This is a genomic window from Mycobacterium sp. NGS33 (assembly GCF_059812885.1).
In genome coordinates this window covers 81,934-99,048 of record NZ_JCALDN010000008.1, presented here as the reverse complement: position 1 = coordinate 99,048, position 17,115 = coordinate 81,934, and the positions used below count along the sequence as shown (strand labels likewise).

The following is a 17,115-nucleotide window of genomic DNA, read 5'->3' as shown; positions in this document are numbered from 1 at the left end:
GATGAGGAGGAGCGACGCTCGTGACTGACCTGATCGGCAACTTGGCGGGCAAAGACCTCGGTGTGACCGCGAAGTTGACCAAAAACGACGGGGTCCCCACGCTGTCTGCTGAGGACCAGCCGCAGAAGTCCAAGGACTTCACCAGTGACCAAGAGGTCCGTTGGTGCCCGGGCTGCGGGGACTACGTCATCCTCAACACCATCCGCAACTTCCTGCCCGACCTCGGGCTGCGCCGCGAAAACATCGTGTTCATCAGCGGCATCGGCTGCTCGAGCCGGTTCCCGTACTACCTCGAGACCTACGGCTTCCACTCGATCCACGGCCGGGCGCCGGCCATCGCGACCGGTTTGGCGCTGGCCCGCGAGGATCTGTCGGTGTGGGTGGTCACCGGTGACGGCGACGCCTTGTCGATCGGCGGTAACCACCTGATCCACGCGCTGCGCCGCAACGTCAACATCACGATCCTGCTGTTCAACAACCGGATCTACGGCCTGACCAAGGGGCAGTACTCGCCGACGTCAGAGGTCGGCAAGGTCACCAAGTCGACCCCGATGGGGTCGCTGGATCACCCGTTCAACCCGGTCTCGTTGGCCCTGGGTGCCGAGGCGACCTTCGTCGGCCGCGCGCTGGACTCCGACCGCAACGGACTGACCGAGGTGCTGCGCGCCGCGGCCGGGCATCGCGGCGCCGCCGTCGTCGAGATCCTGCAGGACTGCCCGATCTTCAACGACGGCTCCTTCGACGCGCTGCGCAAGGAAGGTGCCGAGGAGCGGGTCATCAACGTCCGCCACGGCGAGCCAATTGTGTTCGGCGCCAACGGCGAATACTGCGTGGTGCAGTCGGGCTTCGGGCTGGAGGTGGCCAAGACCGCCGACGTGTCGGTGGACGAGATCGTGGTGCACGACGCGCACAGCGACAACTCGGCCTACGCGTTCGCCCTGTCCCGGCTGTCGGATCAGAACCTCGATCACACCGTGCTGGGCATCTTCCGCAACATCAGCCGGCCCACCTACGACGACGCGGCACGCGCCCAGGTGCAGGCGGCCCAGTCGGCGAAGGCGTTCGACTCCGCCGCGCTGCAATCGCTGCTGCGCGGGCGCGACACCTGGACCGTCGACTGACGTGGGCGACCAGGTGCCCGACACAGCGGCTACGGCCGGGTCGTTAGCAGGTGTGGTGCTGGCCGGTGGTGAATCGCGGCGCATGGGCCGTGACAAGGCCACCTTGCCCGGCCCGGGCGGTGCCGCCACTCTCCTCGAATACGTCGCCGGCGTTCTCGCGCAGCGTTGCGACCCGGTTTTCGTGATGGCCGCGCCGGGGCAACCGCTGCCCGCGGTGCAGGCGCAAGTCATCCGCGACGAGGTGCGCGGGCAGGGGCCGCTGCCGGCGACCGGCCGCGGGCTGCGGGCGGCCGCCGAGGCGGGCGCCCGGTATGCCTTTGTCAGCGCGGTCGACATGCCGCTGCTATCCGCGGACTTGATCGACGACCTGGTGCGGTTGGCCGCCGAGACCAACGCCGAAATCGTGCTGCCCTGGGACGGTCGCAGCCACTACCTGGCCGCGGTGTACCGCACCGATCTGGCCGAGCGGATCAGCGGCCTGGTGGCGCGCGGTGCCCGCTCCATGCGTGCGCTGATCGACGCCTCCGACGCCCAGCAGATCGTGTTGCCGGAATCGCGCTTCCTGGCCAACGTCAACACCGAGAGCGACCTGCTCGCTCTGGCGCAATCCCGGGGCTGAGCCGAGCGCGGCGCCCGTCGGCCGCGCCGAATTCCGCCTTTTCTCGGTGAAATTCGGCGCGAGCAATAATCCCTCATGCCGCAAAGGGTGAGTGCGATTTTCTGAAATCCGAAATGGCAATCGCGCATTGCCGTGTGGCGAGACCCCGGGGATCGGGCGCGCGTCAATGCCGTTTTTTGAACCTGTCCCGTGATCTGTTGGGGCAGTGGCGATCTGACGATATCCTGCGAACGCCGTGACGACGGTGAGGACGCGGCCGCCTAGGCCTTCGCTATTAGGGGCGCGGCATTTCTGGCAAATTCACGCGGTTAAAGTCGCGCCGTTTCTCCCTGGCGGGGTAGCGCCCCGGGCGCCGACGCCCCACCCAGTGTCGACGCCACGGGCGCGTCGTCGCTTTGGTCGCGGAAGTTGTTGTCACTGTGCCTAATTAGATGAAACATATTGTGGTACAACGCAATACGCACGCCCGCATATCCACGGGTCCAGCATCCGGTCCCCGTCGAGCGGTTCCCGTATCACGTTGGTATATAAGGCAATTCGGCGCGGGGAAAAATTTCATCGCCCGCGTGGCATGGGATCGATGCAGCGAGCACATGTTGGGGTACGCTGCGCGGCTCGCCGAAGGGGTTCGGATCCGCTGATAGCGCTGGCGAATCCGCGCAAAACCCCGCAAATAAACGTGCGCCAGCTCACAAAACGCAGGTGATTCGGCTCACCATTCGTTTGCCTGTGCCGTCCGAGTGACGATCGCCCAAAGTCACTTATGACCTGCATGAATGACCCCGGTACCGCGGCGTGATCGGCCCGTTACCGAAACGAGATATCCGATTTCCCAGGATGACGAACGCGCCGACGTCTTCTACGGTCCCTGTTAGCCCACAACGGGTTACGGAAAAGTAATCAGATAATTGAATCCACGGACCCGCGTGTGAGCGGCGCTACGGACGGCGAAAGCCCGACCGTGGTCGGTGGGTAACACCCGCCGGGCAGACTTGGCCCGCCGCTGCCGTGCCTGACCCAGACGGCACGTTTCAAAGCAGGCATCAATCAACAGCTTCAGCCCACCTCCGTGGGCTTGCTTTGGCGCGCGCACCGCGAAAGGAAGACACGACTTGAAGAACGTCCGAAAGACGCTCATTCTTGCCGCGGTCACGGGCACGCTCGTGACCATCCCATCTGCCACCGCTCACGCAGACCCGGAAGCGGTGGGCTTCGACCCGAACGCGCCGGTCGCCGGCCCCGCGCCGGACGCTCCGCCGCCGCCGGCTCCCGACGCTCCGCCGCCCCCGGCGCCGGACGCTCCGCCGCCGCCGGCTCCCGACGCTCCGCCGCCGCCGGCTCCGGACGCTCCGCCGCCGCCGGCTCCGGACGCTCCGCCGCCGCCGGCTCCGGACGCTCCGCCGCCCGGCCCGGACGTCCCGCCGCCTCCCGCCCACCGCGCGTACAGCGTGAACTGGGATGCCATCGCGCAGTGCGAGTCGGGTGGCAACTGGGGCATCAGCACCGGTAACGGGTTCTCCGGTGGCCTGCAGTTCACCCCGAGCACCTGGCACGCCAACGGCGGCAGTGGCTCCCCGGCCGGCGCGAGCCGCGAGGAGCAGATCCGGGTCGCCGAGAACGTGCTGCACTCGCAGGGCATCGGCGCGTGGCCCGTCTGCGGACGCCGCGGCTGAGCCGACAAGCGACGGTAGTCGTACATAGAAGAAGTGCCGGGCCCTCGTGCCCGGCACTTCTTCGCTCCAGGGGGTTGCACCCCGGCGTCGGGTAGCGTCGGGCCCGTGACCGCAACGCCGCGCGAATTCGACATTGTGCTCTATGGGGCGACGGGCTTCGTCGGGAAACTCACCGCCGAATACCTGGCCCGCTCGGCGCCGGACAAGCGGATCGCGCTGGCCGGCCGATCGGCCGACCGGCTGCGCACCATCCGCGACACGCTGGGCGACGCCGCGCAGTCGTGGCCCATTGTCAACGCCGACGCGTCGTCGCCCTCGACGCTCAATGAGATGGCGGCCCGCACCCAGGTCGTCATCACCACCGTCGGGCCCTACACCCGCTACGGGTTGCCGCTGGTGGCCGCCTGCGCCGCCGCCGGCACCGACTACGCCGACCTGACCGGCGAGGCCATGTTCGTTCGCGACAGCATCGACCAGTATCACAAGCAGGCCGCCGATACCGGCGCCCGCATCGTGCACGCGTGCGGATTCGATTCCGTCCCTTCGGACCTCAGCGTGTATGCGCTGTATCGGGCCGCGCGCGACGCCGGCGCGGGCGAGCTCGTCGATACCGACCTGGTGGTTCGCTCCTTCTCCGGCGGCGTATCCGGCGGAACGGTCGCCTCGATGCTGGAAGTGCTGGACACCGCCTCCCGCGATCCCGACGCCCGCCGGCAACTCGCCGATCCCTACACGCTGACCACCGACCGCAGCGCCGAGCCCGAGATCGGCCCCCAGCCCGATCTACCCTTGCGCCGAGGGGGCCGGATCGCGCCGGAGCTGAGCGGGTTGTGGACGGCGGGTTTCCTGATGGCGCCCTACAACACCCGAATCGTGCGGCGCAGCAACGCCCTGCTGGACTGGGCCTACGGCCGCCAGCTGCGGTACAGCGAGAGCATGAGCCTGGGCTCCTCGCCGCTGGCGCCGGTGGCCTCGGCCGTGGTGGGCGGGGTGGGCGCCGCGACCTTCGGGCTGGGTAGCCGCTACTTCCGGCTGCTGCCACGCCGGCTGGTGGAGCGCATCGTGCCCAAGCCCGGCACCGGCCCGAGCGAGGCCGCCCGGGAGCGCGGCTACTACCGCATCGAGACGTTCACCACCACGACCACCGGCGCGCGGTTCGTGGCGCGCATGGAGCAGCGCGGCGACCCTGGCTACAAGGCGACCTCGGTGCTGCTGGGGGAGTGCGGCCTCGCGCTGGCGCTGGACCGCGACAAGCTCCCGGATCTGCATGGCGTTCTCACCCCCGCGGCCGCGATGGGCGACGCACTGCTGGACCGTTTCCCAGCCGCGGGCGTCACATTGGAGGTCGAACGGCTGGGTTAGTGACCCGGCTCACGCATTTGGGCGCTTACACGAGGGTAAACACCGCTCCCTAGAATTGACGGGTGACCGCCAGCCGCAGCCCCGCCACCGACCTGCCCAAGTCGTGGGATCCCGCTGCGGCCGAGAGCGCGATCTACCAGAGATGGGTGGACGCGGGGTACTTCGCGGCGGACCCGAACAGCGCCAAGCCCGGCTACTCGATCGTGCTGCCGCCGCCGAATGTGACCGGCAGCCTGCACATGGGCCACGCGCTCGAACACACCATGATGGACGCCCTGACCCGCCGCAAGCGGATGCAGGGTTATGAGGTGCTGTGGCAGCCGGGCATGGACCACGCCGGCATCGCGACGCAGAGCGTGGTGGAAAAGCAGCTCGCCGTGGACGGCAAGACCAAAGAGGACTTCGGCCGAGAGCTGTTCATCGAGAAGGTCTGGGACTGGAAGCGGGAGTCCGGCGGCGCCATCGGTGGCCAGATGCGCCGGCTTGGCGACGGCGTGGACTGGAGCCGTGACCGGTTCACCATGGACGAGGGTCTGTCGCGCGCGGTCCGGGCGATCTTCAAGCGGCTCTACGACGCCGGGCTGATCTATCGGGCCGAACGGCTGGTCAACTGGTCGCCGGTGCTGCAGACGGCGATCTCGGACATCGAGGTCGACTATCAGGAGGTCGAAGGCGAGCTGGTGTCGTTCCGGTACGGATCGATGGACGACTCGCAGCCACACATCGTGGTGGCCACCACCCGGATGGAAACGATGCTCGGCGACACCGCGATCGCGGTGCATCCCGACGACGGGCGCTACCGGCACCTGGTCGGCACCACCCTGCCGCACCCGTTCGTGGATCGTCAGCTCGTGGTGGTCGCCGACGAGCATGTGGATCCCGAATTCGGCACTGGCGCAGTCAAAGTCACGCCCGCTCACGACCCCAATGACTTCGAGATCGGACTGCGCCATCAGCTGCCGATGATCTCGATCATGGACACCAAGGGCCGGATCACCGACACCGGAACGCAATTCGACGGCATGGACCGATTCGAGGCAAGGGTCGCGGTGCGCGAGGCGCTGGCGGCCGAGGGCCGGATCACCGAGGAGAAGCGGCCCTACCTGCACAGCGTCGGGCACTCCGAGCGCAGCGGCGAGCCGATCGAACCGCGGCTGTCACTGCAATGGTGGGTGCGGGTGGAATCGCTGGCCAAGGCCGCCGGCGACGCGGTGCGCAACGGCGACACCGTGATTCACCCGGCCAGCCTGGAGCCGCGGTGGTTCGCCTGGGTCGACGACATGCACGACTGGTGCATCTCGCGTCAGCTGTGGTGGGGACACCGGATCCCGATCTGGTACGGCCCCAACGGCGAACAGCGTTGCGTCGGTCCCGACGAAACCCCGCCGGACGGCTGGGAGCAGGACCCCGACGTGCTGGACACCTGGTTCTCCTCGGGCCTGTGGCCGTTCTCCACGTTGGGCTGGCCGGACAAGACCCCGGAGCTCGAGAAGTTCTATCCCACAAGCGTTCTGGTCACCGGCTACGACATCCTGTTCTTCTGGGTGGCCAGGATGATGATGTTCGGCACTTTTGTCGGCGATGACGAGGCCATCACCCTGGACGGGCGCCGGGGCCCGCAGGTGCCGTTCACCGATGTCTTCCTGCACGGGCTGATCCGCGACGAGTCCGGCCGCAAGATGAGCAAATCCAAGGGCAACGTCATCGACCCGCTGGACTGGGTGGACCTCTTCGGGGCCGACGCCCTGCGGTTCACGCTGGCCCGCGGCGCCAGCCCCGGTGGTGACCTGGCGATCGGCGAGGACCATGTCCGGGCGTCGCGCAACTTCTGCACCAAGCTGTTCAACGCCACCCGCTACGCGCTGCTCAACGGCGCCAAGCTGGCCCCGCTGCCCCCGACGGCCGAGCTGACCGACGCCGACCGCTGGATCCTGGGGCGGCTGGAAGAGGTTCGCGCCGAAGTCGATTCGGCCTTCGACAGCTACGAGTTCAGTCGCGCCTGTGAGGCGCTCTACCACTTCGCGTGGGACGAATTCTGCGACTGGTACGTGGAATTGGCCAAAACCCAGCTGGCCGAAGGGATCACGCACACCACCGCCGTCCTGGCCGCCACACTGGACACCCTGCTGCGGTTGCTGCACCCGGTGATTCCCTTCATCACCGAGGCCCTGTGGCAGGCGCTGACCGGCGAGGAGGCCCAGCACGAGTCGCTGGTGATCGCCGACTGGCCGCAGCCGTCCGGGATCAGCCTGGAGCACGTTGCCGCGCAGCGCATTACCGACATGCAGAAGCTGGTGACCGAGGTGCGGCGGTTCCGCAGCGACCAAGGCCTGGCGGACCGGCAGAAGGTGCCGGCCCGGCTGGCCGGCGTCGACGCATCCGATCTGGGCACCCAGGTGAGCGCGGTGACATCGCTGGCGTGGCTCACCGACGCGGGCCCGCAGTTCCGCCCGTCGGCGTCGGTGGAAGTGCGGCTGCGCGGCGGCACCGTCGTCGTCGAGCTCGACACCTCGGGCACCATCGACGTCGCCGCAGAACGCCGCCGCCTGGAAAAGGATCTGGCCGCCGCGCACAAGGAGCTGGCGTCGACCACCGCCAAACTGGCCAACGAGGACTTCCTGGGCAAGGCCCCGCAAAACGTCGTCGACAAGATCCGGGACCGTCAGCGGCTGGCCCAGGAGGAAACCGAGCGGATCAACGCGCGGCTAGCCGGACTGCAGTGAGCGCCGATGACTGAGCCCGAGTGGCCGCAGGACGAGGTTCCCACCGAGCTTCCCGACCCGGTCCCCACCCCGGACGAGATCGCGTCGCTGCTGCAGGTCGAGCACCTGCTCGACCAGCGCTGGCCGGAGACCAAGATCGAGCCGAGCCTGACCCGGATCAGCGCGCTGATGGACCTGCTGGGCTCACCGCAGCTGGCCTACCCGTCGATCCACGTGGCGGGCACCAACGGCAAGACGTCGGTCGCCCGCATGATCGACGCGCTGATCACCGCGCTGCAACGGCGCACCGGGCGCACCACCAGCCCGCACCTGCAATCGGCGGTGGAACGCATCTCGATCGACTCCAAGCCGATCAGCCCGGCCCAGTACGTGGCGACCTACCGCGAGATCGAGCCGTTCGTCCAGATTGTCGACGCGCAGTCGCAAGCCGACGGCGGGCCCGCGATGAGCAAGTTCGAGGTGCTGACCGCGATGGCCTTCGCCGCGTTCGCCGACGCCCCGGTCGACGTCGCCGTCGTCGAGGTGGGGATGGGGGGACGCTGGGACGCCACCAACGTGATCAACGCCCCCGTCGCCGTCATCACCCCGGTCTCCATCGACCACGTCGAGTACCTGGGCGACGATCTCGCCGGGATCGCGCGGGAGAAGGCCGGCATCATCACCCGCGCGCCCGAGGGCGCCCCCGATACCGTCGCGGTCATCGCACGCCAGTCGCCCGAGGCGATGGAAGTGCTGTTGGACCGAACCGTGCAGGCCGATGCCGCGGTGGCCCGCGAGGATTCGGAGTTCGCCGTGCTGGGCCGTCAGGTCGCGATCGGCGGCCAGGTGCTGCAGCTGCAGGGCCTCGGCGGCGTGTATTCGGACGTCTACCTGCCGCTGCACGGCGAACATCAGGCGCACAACGCGGTGCTGGCGTTGGCCGCGGTCGAGGCGTTTTTCGGCGCCGGGGCCCAGCGTCAGCTCGACGTCGAGGCGGTGCGCGCCGGTTTCGCCGCCGTCGCCAGCCCCGGTCGGCTCGAGCGGATGCGCAGCGCCCCAACGGTATTCATCGACGCGGCGCACAATCCGGCCGGTGCGGCCGCGCTCGCGCAGACCCTGGCCGCCGAGTTCGACTTCCGCTATCTCGTCGGGGTGCTCAGCGTGCTCGCCGACAAGGACGTCGACGGCATCCTCGCCGCTCTGCAGCCGGTGTTCGACGCCGTCGTGGTGACGCACAACGGGTCCCCGCGGGCGCTGGACGTCGAATCGCTGGCCCTGGCCGCGCGCGAGCGGTTCGGGCCCGATCGGGTGAGCACCGCCGAGAACCTGCGCGACGCCATCGACGTCGCGACCGCGCTGGTGGACGACGCCGCCGCGGACGGGACGGCCGAAGCGTTCTCCGGCACCGGCATCGTCATCACCGGCTCGGTGGTCACCGCCGGGGCGGCCCGGACCCTGTTTGGTCATGATCCGCAATGACTGACGTCCCCGAGAACCCCGACGAGCGCACCCCGGCGCCACCGGGCGACCCGTGGCGCAGCTTCGGCGCCGTGATGGCGTTGACGCTGTTTCTGGAAGCGATCGTGGTGCTGCTGGCGATCCCGGTGGTGGGTGCGGTCGGCGGCGGCCTGACCACGCTGTCCCTGGCCTACCTGGTCGGGCTGGCCGTGCTGCTGATCCTGATGACCGGCGTGCAGCGCAAACCCTGGGCGATCTGGGCCAACCTGGGCGTGCAGGTGATTTTGCTCGCGGGCTTCGCGGTCTACCCGGGGGTGGGCTTCATCGGCGTGCTGTTCAGCGGGCTGTGGGGCCTGATCGCCTACTTCCGGGCCGAGGTCCGGCGCCGGCAGGGATAGCGGCGACGGGACGGCGACGGCCTCCCGACCGCCGCCGCCCGACCCTTCGCCGCCTGGTTATGTACGCTGTCCGCCGTGACCGAACGGACATTGGTACTGATCAAGCCCGATGGCGTCCGGCGGCAGCTGGTGGGGGAGATCATCGGCCGCATCGAGCGCAAAGGCCTCTTGATCACCGCGCTGGAGCTGCGGGCGGTCGGCCGCGACCTCGCCGCCCAGCACTACGCGGAACACGAGGGCAAGCCGTTCTTCGACTCCCTGCTGGAGTTCATCACCTCGGGACCGGTGGTGGCGGCCATCGTCGAGGGCCCCCGCGCGATCGCCGCGTTCCGGCAGCTCGCGGGCGGTACCGACCCGGTGGAAAAGGCGATCCCCGGCACCATCCGCGGCGACTTCGGGCTCGAGACGCAACTCAATCTGGTGCACGGGTCGGATTCGGTCGAGTCCGCGAAGCGTGAAATCGCGCTCTGGTTTCCCAACGCGTAGACCTGCGGCGATAGCCGCGGCGGCGCGGTGCCGGAGCAACGTCGCCGACGCGGGCTTCCTCAGGTGTGGCTGGGACCGCCGCGTGATGTGGGATACTGGTCTCGGGTGAACGTCGCCGGACCGGTGACAGACACCCGAATGAAGACTTAGACAAGCGCGACCATAGCCCCGTCGCCTTGGTTCGCTGCATGTCAGGCCGTCATTCAGCACGGCGCCGAGTGGGTCCTAATCCTGGGCCGCTCGGGGCGAGACCATCACAAGCCCGGGAGAAGTGACCCGGGCCCATAGCGAAGCCCTCGCGTGGCCGCGTCGCAACGACGCGCCCGGGGGCTTGAGGAGAATACGTGGTAGACGGTGCACCGACTGCAGACCCATCAGAAGAATCGACTCGGCCCGAGGAACTGCCGGACCGCTTGAGAGTTCATTCGCTGGCCCGGACGCTGGGGACCACCAGCAAACGGGTGCTCGATGCACTTAGCGAGCTCGACGGGCGAATCCGCAGCGCGCATTCCACGGTGGACCGCGACGATGCGGTACGCGTGCGAGACCTGCTGGCGGCCGCCGAGCCCTCCGAAACCCAGGAGAATCCGGACACCGCCGCCGAGCGGCCGCATTACATGCCGTTGTTCGTCGCACCGCAGCCGATCGATGCCCGCGAGGACGACGCCGGCACCGACGAGGGCGACGACTCGGATGACGCCGACACCGACGATGACGAGCAAGCCGACCGTCCGTCGAACAAGCGGCGCCGCCGGGGCCGCCGCGGTCGCGGTCGTGGACGCGGTGAGCAGGGCGGATCGGACGGCCAGGGCGACGACGGCGACGAGGACGAGGGCCCGCCGCGGGGCAGGAAGGGCGGCCAGGCGGACTCCGCGGACTCCGAGGACTCCGACGGCCCCGACACCGACGACTCGGACGATTCCGACGATTCCGACGACTCTGACAACGGTGATGACGGTTCGGCGGACGGCGGCAACCGCCGGCGCCGTCGGCGCCGCCGCCGCAAATCCGGATCCGGTGACGACAACGACGGGAGCTCGTCGCCCGACGACCCGCCCAACACGGTGGTGCACGAGCGGGCACCGCGCAGCGGCAAGGGCGGCGGAGACGACTCCGCCAGCGCGAACAACGAGATCAAGGGCATCAACGGCTCCACCCGGCTGGAGGCCAAGCGGCAGCGGCGCCGCGACGGCCGCGACGCCGGGCGGCGCCGCCCGCCGGTGCTGACCGAGGCCGAGTTCCTGGCGCGCCGCGAGGCCGTCGAGCGGATGATGGTCGTGCGCGACCGGGTCCGCACCGAGCCGCCGCATCAGGGGGCGCGCTACACCCAGATCGCGGTGCTCGAGGACGGCATCGTCGTCGAGCACTTCGTCACGTCGGCAGCGTCGGCCTCCCTGGTGGGCAACATCTACCTGGGCATCGTGCAGAACGTGCTGCCGTCGATGGAGGCGGCGTTCGTCGACATCGGCCGCGGCCGCAACGGCGTGCTCTATGCCGGCGAGGTCAACTGGGAAGCCGCGGGGCTCGGCGGATCCGACCGCAAGATCGAACAAGCGCTCAAACCGGGCGACTATGTCGTCGTCCAGGTCAGCAAGGACCCGGTCGGGCACAAGGGCGCGCGGCTGACCACCCAGGTGTCACTGGCGGGCCGCTACCTGGTCTATGTGCCGGGGGCGTCGTCGACCGGGATCAGCCGCAAGCTGCCCGACACCGAACGGCAGCGGCTCAAAGAGATCCTGCGGGAAGTCGTGCCTTCCGACGCCGGGGTGATCATCCGCACGGCGTCCGAGGGCGTCAAGGAAGAGGACATCCGCAGCGACGTCACCCGCCTGCAGGAGCGCTGGCAACAGATCGAGGCCAAGGCGATCGAGATCAAGGAGAAGGCCGCCGGCGCCGCGGTGGCCCTCTACGAAGAGCCCGACGTGCTGGTCAAGGTCATTCGCGACCTGTTCAACGAGGACTTCGCCGGCCTGATCGTCTCCGGTGACGAAGCCTGGACCACCATCAACGACTACGTGAATTCCGTTGCGCCCGACCTTGTTTCGAAGTTGACCAAGTACGAGGCGCCCGCCGGGCCGGAAGGACAGGCCGGGCCGGACGTGTTCGCGGTGCATCGCATCGATGAGCAGCTGGCCAAGGCGATGGAGCGCAAGGTGTGGCTGCCGTCGGGCGGCACGCTGGTGATCGACCGGACCGAGGCCATGACGGTGGTCGACGTCAATACCGGCAAGTTCACCGGGTCCGGCGGCAACCTCGAGCAGACCGTCACCAAGAACAACCTCGAGGCGGCCGAGGAGATCGTGCGCCAGCTGCGGCTGCGCGACATCGGCGGCATCGTGGTGATCGACTTCATCGACATGGTGCTCGAGTCCAACCGCGATCTCGTGTTGCGGCGGCTGACCGAGGCGCTGGCCCGTGACCGCACCCGCCATCAGGTGTCCGAGGTGACGTCGCTGGGCCTGGTCCAGCTGACCCGCAAGCGGCTGGGCACCGGCCTGATCGAGGCGTTTTCGACGTCCTGCCCGAACTGCGGTGGCCGCGGGATTCTGCTGCACACCGACCCGGTGGATTCGGCCTCGTCGAACGGGCGCAAGTCCGAATCCGGTGGGGGCGGCCGCCGGGGCAGGCGCAAGAAGAGCAAGGCCGAAGAGCCGGTGGTGGCCAAGGTGCCCGCCCACGCTCCCGGCGAGCACCCGATGTTCAAGGCCATGGCGGCGGGCTTCTCGACGCAGGAGGACTCCGAGGACGAATCCGACGAGACCACTGACGCCACCGACGACCTCGACCAGAAGAAGGCGGCGCGCGCCGGCGGCGTCGAAGAGACCGATCAAGAGGACTTCGATGACACCGACGAGGACATTGATGATGAGGACTCCGACGACGAGGACTCCGACGACGAGGACTCCGACGACGAGGACATCGACGACGAGGACTCGGACGACGAAGACTCGGACGACGAAGACCTCGATGACGACGACGAGGACATCGATGACGAAGAGGACCTCGGCGACGACGACGAGGATCTCGAGCTCGACGACGACGAGCTGGACACCGAAGACGACGATGCCGAGGACACCGACGGGCAGGGCTCCGCTGGGCCCGAGCAGGCGGGCCCGGCCCGCCCCCGCCGACGGCGCGCTGCGGGCAGGCCGGCCGGACCGCCGATCCACGCGGACTGAGCCGGTGTCAGTTTGACCCTGTAGCCGCTGGTCACGTACCCTTGGACAGTTGTCGTCAGGCCGGGCGCGGAAAACTTCGGCCGGCGGCAGCGGGACTCCCGGGTAATCGGCGCAGGCCCGCAACCCAGACCCACCACGTGCACCGCGGCTGGTTCGCGCCCGACGCGCAGAGCAGCGGCTAGAAGAAGGAGCAGGAGCGACGATGGCGACCTACGCAATCGTGAAGACGGGCGGCAAGCAGTACAAAGTCGCCGTCGGGGACGTCGTCAAGGTCGAGAAGCTCGAATCCGAGCCCGGCTCGAACGTGTCGCTGCCGGTCGCCCTGGTGGTGGACGGCGCCAAGGTGACCACCGACGCGGCCGCCCTGGCCAAAGTCGCGGTGACCGGCGAGGTGCTCGAGCACACCAAGGGCCCCAAGATCCGTATCCACAAGTTCAGGAACAAGACCGGCTACCACAAGCGTCAGGGACACCGTCAGCAGCTGACGGTCCTGAAGGTCACCGGAATCAAGTAGCGAGGGCGACACAACATGGCACACAAGAAGGGCGCTTCCAGCTCGCGCAACGGTCGCGATTCCGCCGCACAGCGGCTCGGCGTGAAGCGATTCGGCGGCCAGGTCGTCAAGGCCGGCGAGATCATCGTCCGGCAGCGCGGCACCAAGTTCCACCCGGGCGTGGGCGTCGGGCGGGGCGGGGACGACACGCTGTTCGCCAAGGAAGCCGGCGCCGTCGAGTTCGGCGTCAAGCGCGGCCGCAAGACCGTCAACATCGTGGCCGCCGGACAAGCCACCGACTGAGGTGTGTTTTCCGGGCCAAGCCCGGTGATTTCGGCGCCCGGTGGTAGGTGAGAGGACCCACGATGCCTCGGTTCGTCGACCGCGTCGTCATCCATGCGCGCGCCGGTGCCGGAGGTAACGGCTGCGCCTCTGTCCATCGCGAGAAGTTCAAGCCGCTCGGCGGCCCGGACGGCGGCAACGGCGGGCGCGGCGGCAGCATCATGCTCGTCGTCGATCCGCAGGTGCACACCCTGCTCGACTTCCATTTCCATCCGCACGTCACCGCGCCCTCGGGCAAGCAGGGGATGGGCAACAACCGCGACGGCGCCGCCGGGGCCGACCTGGAAGTCAAGGTGCCCGACGGTACCGTCGTGTTCGACGAGAACGGTCGGTTGCTCGCCGACCTGGTCGGCGCGGGCACCCGCTTCGAAGCGGCCGCGGGTGGACGCGGCGGGCTGGGCAACGCCGCGCTCGCCTCACGGGCCCGCAAGGCTCCCGGCTTTGCGCTGTTGGGCGAGCAGGGCCAGACCCGCGACCTGACGCTGGAACTCAAGACCGTGGCCGACGCCGGCCTGATCGGTTTCCCCTCGGCGGGCAAGTCGTCGCTGGTGTCGACGATCTCGGCGGCCAAGCCCAAGATCGCCGACTATCCGTTCACCACGCTGGTTCCCAACCTGGGCGTGGTGTCGGCCGGTGAGCACACCTTCACCGTTGCCGACGTGCCCGGCCTGATCCCGGGCGCATCGCAGGGGCGCGGCCTGGGTCTGGACTTCCTCCGGCACATCGAACGGTGCGCCGTGCTGGTGCACGTCGTCGACTGCGCCACCGCGGAACCCGGCCGGGACCCGATCTCCGACATCGACGCGCTGGAGGCCGAACTCGCCGCGTATACGCCCACCCTGCAAGGGGACGCGACGCTGGGTGACCTGGCCGAGCGGCCCCGCGCCGTGGTGCTCAACAAGATCGACGTGCCCGAGGCGCGCGAGCTCGCCGAGTTCGTCCGCGACGAGATCGCCGAGCGCGGCTGGCCGGTGTTTCTGGTGTCGACGGTCGCGCGAGAAGGCTTGCAGCCGTTGATCTTCGGGTTGTGGCAGATCATCTTGGAGTACAAGGCCGCCCAGCCCGAGATCGTGCCGCGCCGTCCGGTGATTCGCCCGGTAGCCGTCGACGACAGCGGTTTTTCCGTCGAGCCCGATCCCCGGCAACCGGGCGCGTTCGTGGTCAGCGGCGCGCGCCCCGAGCGGTGGATCCGCCAGACCAACTTCGACAACGACGAGGCCGTCGGTTACCTCGCCGACCGGCTGGCGCGCCTGGGCGTCGAAGAGGAATTGCTGCGGCTGGGTGCGCGACCGGGCTGCGAAGTGACCATCGGGGATATGACGTTCGATTGGGAACCGCAAACGCCCGCCGGGCAACAGGTTGCGCTGTCCGGGAGAGGCACCGACGCGCGGCTGGAGCGCACCGAGCGCATCGGCGCCGCCGAACGCAAGGCGGCCCGGCGCCAGCGCCGCGAACACGGCGAGGAGTCGTGAGCGAGCACCGCGACGCCATCCGCACTGCGCGCAGCCTGGTCGTCAAGGTGGGGACCAACGCGCTGACCACGCCGGCGGGAGTGTTCGACGCCGGCCGGCTGGCCGGACTCGTCGACGCGATCGAGGCGCGGATGAAGGCGGGCACCGACGTCGTCATCGTGTCGTCGGGAGCCATCGCCGCCGGCATCGAGCCGCTCGGATTATCGCGTCGCCCCAGGGATTTGGCGACGAAGCAGGCCGCGGCCAGCGTCGGCCAGGTGGCGTTGGTGAATTCGTGGAGCGCCGCGTTCGCCCGCTATGGCCGCACGGTGGGGCAGGTGCTGCTCAGCGCGCACGACATCTCGATGCGTGCCCAGCACACCAACGCCCAGCGCACGCTGGATCGGCTGCGCGCACTGCACGCGGTGGCGATCGTCAACGAGAACGACACGGTGGCCACCAACGAGATCCGTTTTGGTGACAATGACCGGCTGTCGGCGCTGGTGGCGCACCTGGTCGGCGCCGAGGCGTTGGTGTTGCTGTCCGACATCGATGGCCTCTACGACTCGGATCCGCGCAAGACCGACGGCGCCAGGTTCATCCCGGAGGTGTCGAACTCCGCGGATCTGATCGGTGTAATCGCCGGGCCCGGAAGCGCTTTGGGTACCGGCGGGATGACTTCGAAGATGTCATCGGCGCTGCTGGCCGCCGACGCCGGTGTGCCGGTGTTGCTGGCCGCGGCGGCCGACGCCACGACCGCGCTCACCGACGCCTCCGTCGGCACGGTGTTCGCCGCGCGCCCGGTGCGGATGTCGGCGCGCCGGTTCTGGGTGCGTTACGCCGCCGAGGCGGCCGGTGAGCTGACGCTGGACGAGGGGGCGGTGCGCGCGGTGGTGCGGCAGCGTCGCTCGCTGCTGCCCGCGGGGATCACCGCGGTCGCCGGCCGCTTCTACGCCGGCGATGTCGTCGAATTGCGCGGCCCGGACGCGGTGATGGTGGCGCGCGGCGTGGTCGCCTACGACGCGACCGAACTGGTCACCATGATGGGCCGGTCGACCTCTGAGCTGCCCGGTGAGCTGCGCCGGCCCGCGGTGCACGCCGACGATCTGGTGGCGGTGTAGCAGAGCCCGGCGCGGACCGGACCGACGCGATCAATGCTCCGAGATGGGCTTGAGATACAGTGCGCCCCAGACGATCTCGGCGAGGGTAGCGGCCAGTTCGGCGTCGTAGTCGGGAGGCTTGGCCGGCAGGTTCTGCTGGCAGGCCCGCTCGACCATCCAGGTCAGCGCGCTGGCGGTGGTCAGCGCAACCAGCCCGGGGCGGATCGAGCCGTCGGCCTGGCCGTCTTCGATGACGCGGGTGAGCTGCTCCGAAATCCCGGTCAGCAGTTCGCGATACGTGTCCGCCGTCGGCGGATCGTAGGCGGCCATTTCGTTGAGCGCGACCAGCACCGCCTGATGCCGCCGGTAGGTGGCGATGATGCGGCTCATCGCGGTCCGCGCGTCGTCGGGGTCATGCCGCCCGGCCACGCTCCACCAGCTCCGCGCGCCGTCGGTCAGATCGCCGAACACCTGTCCCGCGAGCCGGCGCAGCAGGTGACCCTTGTCCTCGAAGTAGATGTAGAAGCTGGCCCGCGAAATGCCGGCCTCGCTCGACAACCGATCCACGCTGAGCTCGGTGAAGCTGGCGCCCTCGCGCATCAGCCGTTCGGTGGCGTCCAGCAGCCGGCGCTCCATCTGTTCGCGTCGCTGCTCGCGGCCCAGGCTCCGGTGGCCTGGCGGCTTACGGGTGAGCGACGGCATGGGCCGAGCATAACCGAGATATTGACACG

At 69.0% G+C, this 17,115-nt stretch carries 14 protein-coding genes; 13 read left to right on the top strand and 1 reads right to left on the bottom strand.

Annotated features, from left to right (window positions below; genetic code table 11):
* The first annotated feature begins 20 nt into the window (after nt 1-20).
* The 13 genes from AC5Y5B_RS15445 to proB all read left to right on the top strand — a co-directional run bounded on the left by AC5Y5B_RS15445 (nt 21) and on the right by proB (nt 16,405).
* Nucleotides 21-1,121 carry a 2-oxoacid:ferredoxin oxidoreductase subunit beta gene (locus AC5Y5B_RS15445; protein WP_112630808.1) on the top strand — a complete coding sequence of 367 codons (1,101 nt, stop codon included), beginning with the start codon at nt 21-23 and terminating at the stop codon, nt 1,119-1,121.
* Nucleotide 1,122: 1 nt separating this feature from the next.
* Entirely contained in the window at nt 1,123-1,740 is a 618-nt protein-coding gene (gene mobA, locus AC5Y5B_RS15440) for a molybdenum cofactor guanylyltransferase (RefSeq protein WP_112630806.1), read from the top strand.
* 1,112 nt (nt 1,741-2,852) lie between these two features.
* On the top strand, nt 2,853-3,413 hold the full coding sequence (locus AC5Y5B_RS15435) for a transglycosylase family protein (RefSeq protein ID WP_500005781.1): 561 nt from the start codon (nt 2,853-2,855) through the stop codon (nt 3,411-3,413).
* A 105-nt stretch (nt 3,414-3,518) separates the two neighbouring features.
* A complete protein-coding gene (locus tag AC5Y5B_RS15430; protein ID WP_500005779.1) occupies nt 3,519-4,775 on the top strand; it encodes a saccharopine dehydrogenase family protein in 1,257 nt (418 codons plus the stop codon).
* Between the two features lie 62 nt (nt 4,776-4,837).
* Nucleotides 4,838-7,498, top strand: coding sequence for a valine--tRNA ligase (locus tag AC5Y5B_RS15425; protein ID WP_500005777.1), 2,661 nt, complete (start codon nt 4,838-4,840; stop codon nt 7,496-7,498).
* A 6-nt stretch (nt 7,499-7,504) separates the two neighbouring features.
* Nucleotides 7,505-8,956: a bifunctional tetrahydrofolate synthase/dihydrofolate synthase gene (folC, locus tag AC5Y5B_RS15420; RefSeq protein WP_500005773.1), complete on the top strand. Its 1,452-nt coding sequence runs from the start codon at nt 7,505-7,507 to the stop codon at nt 8,954-8,956.
* Nucleotides 8,953-9,333, top strand: coding sequence for a DUF4233 domain-containing protein (locus AC5Y5B_RS15415; RefSeq protein WP_112630796.1), 381 nt, complete (start codon nt 8,953-8,955; stop codon nt 9,331-9,333). The genes folC and AC5Y5B_RS15415 overlap by 4 nt, the downstream gene beginning before the upstream one ends.
* A gap of 75 nt (nt 9,334-9,408) precedes the next feature.
* Nucleotides 9,409-9,819 (top strand): nucleoside-diphosphate kinase, encoded by a 411-nt coding sequence (ndk, locus tag AC5Y5B_RS15410; protein WP_112630794.1) that lies wholly within the window; start codon nt 9,409-9,411, stop codon nt 9,817-9,819.
* A gap of 344 nt (nt 9,820-10,163) precedes the next feature.
* On the top strand, nt 10,164-12,998 hold the full coding sequence (gene rne / locus AC5Y5B_RS15405; protein ID WP_500005770.1) for a ribonuclease E: 2,835 nt from the start codon (nt 10,164-10,166) through the stop codon (nt 12,996-12,998).
* A gap of 202 nt (nt 12,999-13,200) precedes the next feature.
* Nucleotides 13,201-13,512: a 50S ribosomal protein L21 gene (rplU, locus tag AC5Y5B_RS15400; protein WP_007769829.1), complete on the top strand. Its 312-nt coding sequence runs from the start codon at nt 13,201-13,203 to the stop codon at nt 13,510-13,512.
* A gap of 15 nt (nt 13,513-13,527) precedes the next feature.
* The gene (rpmA, locus tag AC5Y5B_RS15395) at nt 13,528-13,794 is read left to right on the top strand and encodes a 50S ribosomal protein L27 (protein ID WP_007769830.1); all 267 of its coding nucleotides are present in this window, start codon (nt 13,528-13,530) and stop codon (nt 13,792-13,794) included.
* Between the two features lie 62 nt (nt 13,795-13,856).
* Nucleotides 13,857-15,305: a GTPase ObgE gene (obgE, locus tag AC5Y5B_RS15390; protein WP_500005767.1), complete on the top strand. Its 1,449-nt coding sequence runs from the start codon at nt 13,857-13,859 to the stop codon at nt 15,303-15,305.
* Nucleotides 15,302-16,405 carry a glutamate 5-kinase gene (proB, locus tag AC5Y5B_RS15385; RefSeq protein ID WP_500005763.1) on the top strand — a complete coding sequence of 368 codons (1,104 nt, stop codon included), beginning with the start codon at nt 15,302-15,304 and terminating at the stop codon, nt 16,403-16,405. The genes obgE and proB overlap by 4 nt, the downstream gene beginning before the upstream one ends.
* Before the next feature lie 30 nt (nt 16,406-16,435).
* Here proB and AC5Y5B_RS15380 read toward each other — a convergent pair whose 3' ends face one another.
* Nucleotides 16,436-17,086: a TetR/AcrR family transcriptional regulator gene (locus AC5Y5B_RS15380; RefSeq protein WP_500005762.1), complete on the bottom strand. Its 651-nt coding sequence runs from the start codon at nt 17,084-17,086 to the stop codon at nt 16,436-16,438.
* Nucleotides 17,087-17,115: the final 29 nt, after the last annotated feature.

Coding starts and splice junctions, on each gene's coding strand:
- folC (WP_500005773.1), top strand. CDS start 7,505: ATGACTGAGCCCGAGTGGCCGCAGGACGAGGTTCCCACCGAGCTTCCC.
- AC5Y5B_RS15415 (WP_112630796.1), top strand. CDS start 8,953: ATGACTGACGTCCCCGAGAACCCCGACGAGCGCACCCCGGCGCCACCG.
- rplU (WP_007769829.1), top strand. CDS start 13,201: ATGGCGACCTACGCAATCGTGAAGACGGGCGGCAAGCAGTACAAAGTC.
- rpmA (WP_007769830.1), top strand. CDS start 13,528: ATGGCACACAAGAAGGGCGCTTCCAGCTCGCGCAACGGTCGCGATTCC.
- obgE (WP_500005767.1), top strand. CDS start 13,857: ATGCCTCGGTTCGTCGACCGCGTCGTCATCCATGCGCGCGCCGGTGCC.
- AC5Y5B_RS15380 (WP_500005762.1), bottom strand. CDS start 17,086: ATGCCGTCGCTCACCCGTAAGCCGCCAGGCCACCGGAGCCTGGGCCGC.